The organism is Candidatus Cryosericum odellii, assembly GCF_003570935.1.
Lineage (GTDB): Bacteria > Caldisericota > Caldisericia > Cryosericales > Cryosericaceae > Cryosericum > Cryosericum odellii.
On the sequence record NZ_QXIU01000009.1, the window covers coordinates 5,401 to 8,299 of the forward strand.

At 53.1% G+C, this 2,899-nt stretch carries 5 protein-coding genes; all 5 read left to right on the forward strand.

Going from position 1 to position 2,899, the window contains the following annotated elements:
• On the forward strand, window positions 1-336 hold a 336-nt coding region (locus SMC5_RS10925; RefSeq protein ID WP_207798904.1), incomplete at its 5' end, for a toprim domain-containing protein.
• 167 nt (window positions 337-503) lie between these two features.
• Window positions 504-653 carry a lmo0937 family membrane protein gene (locus SMC5_RS11515; protein ID WP_119119134.1) on the forward strand — a complete coding sequence of 50 codons (150 nt, stop codon included), beginning with the start codon at window positions 504-506 and terminating at the stop codon, window positions 651-653.
• An 18-nt stretch (window positions 654-671) separates the two neighbouring features.
• A complete protein-coding gene (locus tag SMC5_RS00340) occupies window positions 672-1,049 on the forward strand; it encodes a YggT family protein (RefSeq protein WP_119119135.1) in 378 nt (125 codons plus the stop codon).
• A 172-nt stretch (window positions 1,050-1,221) separates the two neighbouring features.
• Window positions 1,222-1,344, forward strand: coding sequence for a hypothetical protein (locus tag SMC5_RS00345; RefSeq protein WP_207798906.1), 123 nt, complete (start codon window positions 1,222-1,224; stop codon window positions 1,342-1,344).
• 99 nt (window positions 1,345-1,443) lie between these two features.
• On the forward strand, window positions 1,444-2,899 hold a 1,456-nt coding region (locus SMC5_RS00350), incomplete at its 3' end, for a 30S ribosomal protein S1 (protein ID WP_165848890.1).

Sequence of the window (2,899 nt, forward strand, 5' to 3'; positions counted from 1 at the left end):
GACCTCTCTGCAATTGAGAAAACAGGGGCCTACCGTGGCCTCTACCATGTTCTGCACGGCCGGATCGACCCGATAGCTCATGTGGGACCCGGAGAACTGCAGCTAGGCCGCCTTGTCGAACGTATACACTTGGACGATGTGCGCGAGGTCATTGTTGCCACAAACCCCAACTTCAACGGCGACATCACTGCGATGTACATCGCAAAGTTGCTGGTTGCATCGGAAGTGCGCGTTACGCGCATTGCCACGGGTATCCCAAAAGGGAGCGATCTGGAGTTTGCTGATATATTCACGCTGACACAGGCTCTCGAGAAGAGGACGGACGTCCAAGCCTGAAATCTCACGTTGTCAGGAATGTGTGTGGAAACAGGTCTATGGGATAGAATTCAGGTTTTGCAACTTAGTGGTATATTTTGCAACTTAGTGGTATAATCAGCAATGTTGGGAACTATCCAGCGCGCAAGGACCTTCTGCGCACAATATCGACAAAGGAGTGACAAAGTATGTTATGGACAATTGCCATTATTCTCGTAGTCTTATGGCTTCTTGGTATGATTACTTCGTTTACGATGGGGGGACTAATCCACATTCTTCTCGTACTTGCGATCATTGCAGTTGTGGTAAACCTGCTTAGAGGGAGAAAGACACTCTAGCTACCAGGAGGTAGAACAATGACCCAGCAGACGGAGACACAAGATACCAAAGCCGAAAGCAATACCTCAAAACGAATTGTTGGCGTAATCTTTACTATAATTGAAGTTGTTCTGGCCTTTCGTCTGATTTTCAAAGGGCTTGGAGCAAACCCGAACAATGGCTTTGTACGTGGCGTCTATGGCGTTACTCAGTTTCTTGTGGGCATCTTCGAAGGTATCTTCTCCCGGGGCACTACCGCCGGCGCAGAGACCACGGCGATCTTTGAGCCTGCAACTCTCATCGTGATGGTAGTCATTGGCCTGATTGCATGGGGAGTTCTGAGATTGATGACGCCGCACACAGGAACTCGCGTGGAGAGGACCGAGACGACTGGGCACGACGTACAGGGAAAGTGAGTATCTAGTCGAGCAGATCGCTGATTTGCACGAAATTGATACAGAATAACAGCCAGGCAGGTTGGCGTTTTCGCCAACCTGCCTCTTTGTTCTTTATAGGTCAAGTGTGTCCCGGTCCTCTAAGACTGAACACCAGACAATATAATCTCACCCCAGCGTGTGGCGCGGGGCATTGTCGAGATCGGAGCGTGTCGAGAAGTACAATCCGCTGTTGGAAATCGAGGGCGATCCTGGCGGAGCAGTCCAGTTTGCCGGCACGACCGTTTCTGCTGGTAAAGCCAACGTCAGCAGGTAGTGACGCGGGCTTGAAGGGTTTGACAAGCATCCGTTTTGGCTTTATACTCAGAAACTGATTTTCATTCATCCTTAATTGCGAGGGGTCAACATGGTGGACATGGACAAACACGTTGGAACAGAAACCACAGGTGAAACGGATGGACTCTTTGAAGTGAAGAACCTGCTTGCAGCAGTCGAACAGCCTATTGTTCCAGCTGTTGACGTGGCAGAGGAAAAGACTCCAGAAGAAGCGGCCGCACCAGAGAAGGCCGAAACCGAAACCGAACAGGCCGAGGTTACAGGTGACGAGACCAATACGTCCGAACTCGAGGCGGCTCTTGTTGCAGACTTGTCGCCCAAGGCCGGATACGAACCACGTCTGCTGCGGCGCGGGGACGTTATTGACGTCTCCGTCGTCAAGCTTGAGCGTGACGGGGTCATGGTCAATGCTGGCGGAAAGGGAGACTATTATATCCCGCTCAATCGCTTGACTATGCGTACCGATGTAGCTGTCGGCGAAATCGCGCACGTTGGCGAAACGATGAAAGTGGCCGTCGTCAAGGAAGAGGATGAACAAGGTACAGCAGTCCTCTCCAAGCTGAAGGCTGATCAGGAAGAGGTCTGGACCGATGTTGAGAAGTACTTCGAGGAACAGACGATCGTCACTGCCAAAGTCACCAAGGCCATCAAGGGCGGCCTGCTTGTTGACATCGGTGTGCCCTGTTTCCTGCCTCAATCACAGGTCGCCAGCGACTACCGCAACAACCTGCCTTCTCTGGTTGGCCAGGACATTCCCGTCAAGGTCACTGAATTCGACAAGAGACTTCGCCGGATCATCGCCTCTCATCGTGCAGCGATGCAGGTTATCCGCCAGAAGCAGAAGAAGGAATTCTTCACAAAGATCCAACCTGGAGATATCTATGAGGGCACTGTCAACGGTATCGCTGAGTTCGGTGCATTCGTGGACATCGGGTACGGGGTCGAAGGTCTGGTCCATCTCTCAGAGCTGACTTATGGTCGTCGCCGTCCCGTCGAGGAGATCGTCCAAAAGAAGGACAAGGTGAAGGTGAAGGTTCTCAAGGTCGACCCGGAGACGGGCAAGGTCTCGTTGAGCATCAAGCAGACGAAGCCACATCCTTGGGAAACCATCGAGGAAGATTATCCTGTCGGCATGATCCTCGAGGGGGCAGTGATTCGCATCCTGACCTTCGGAGCAATCATCGAGCTTTCAGAAGGTGTCACCGGCCTCCTGCACATTTCACAGATCTCCAACGACAAGATTCGCAAGGTCGAGGATGTGTTGAACGTGGGAGACGTTGTCAAGGTTCGCGTGCTCGAGGTCCTGAAGGAAGAACGCAAGGTCAAGCTGAGCATGAAGGGCGTGGAAGGCAACGAGGGCTTGTTCGGACGTGAGCCCGGGCAGGCGACGCCGCCGGTGAAGATTGGGTCGGATATGAACGCAACTGACGCTCCCGCCGTTGAGAACGTCGAGCCCGAAGTCGTCGAGACCAAGCCCGTGGAACCCGAAGTCGTCGAGCCTCAAGCTCCCGCCGTTGAGAACGTAGAGACCGCGG

Bases quoted from the DNA above. Each gene is read 5' to 3' on its own strand.
- SMC5_RS11515 (WP_119119134.1), top strand. From the start codon at position 504: ATGTTATGGACAATTGCCATTATTCTCGTAGTCTTATGGCTTCTTGGT.
- SMC5_RS00340 (WP_119119135.1), top strand. From the start codon at position 672: ATGACCCAGCAGACGGAGACACAAGATACCAAAGCCGAAAGCAATACC.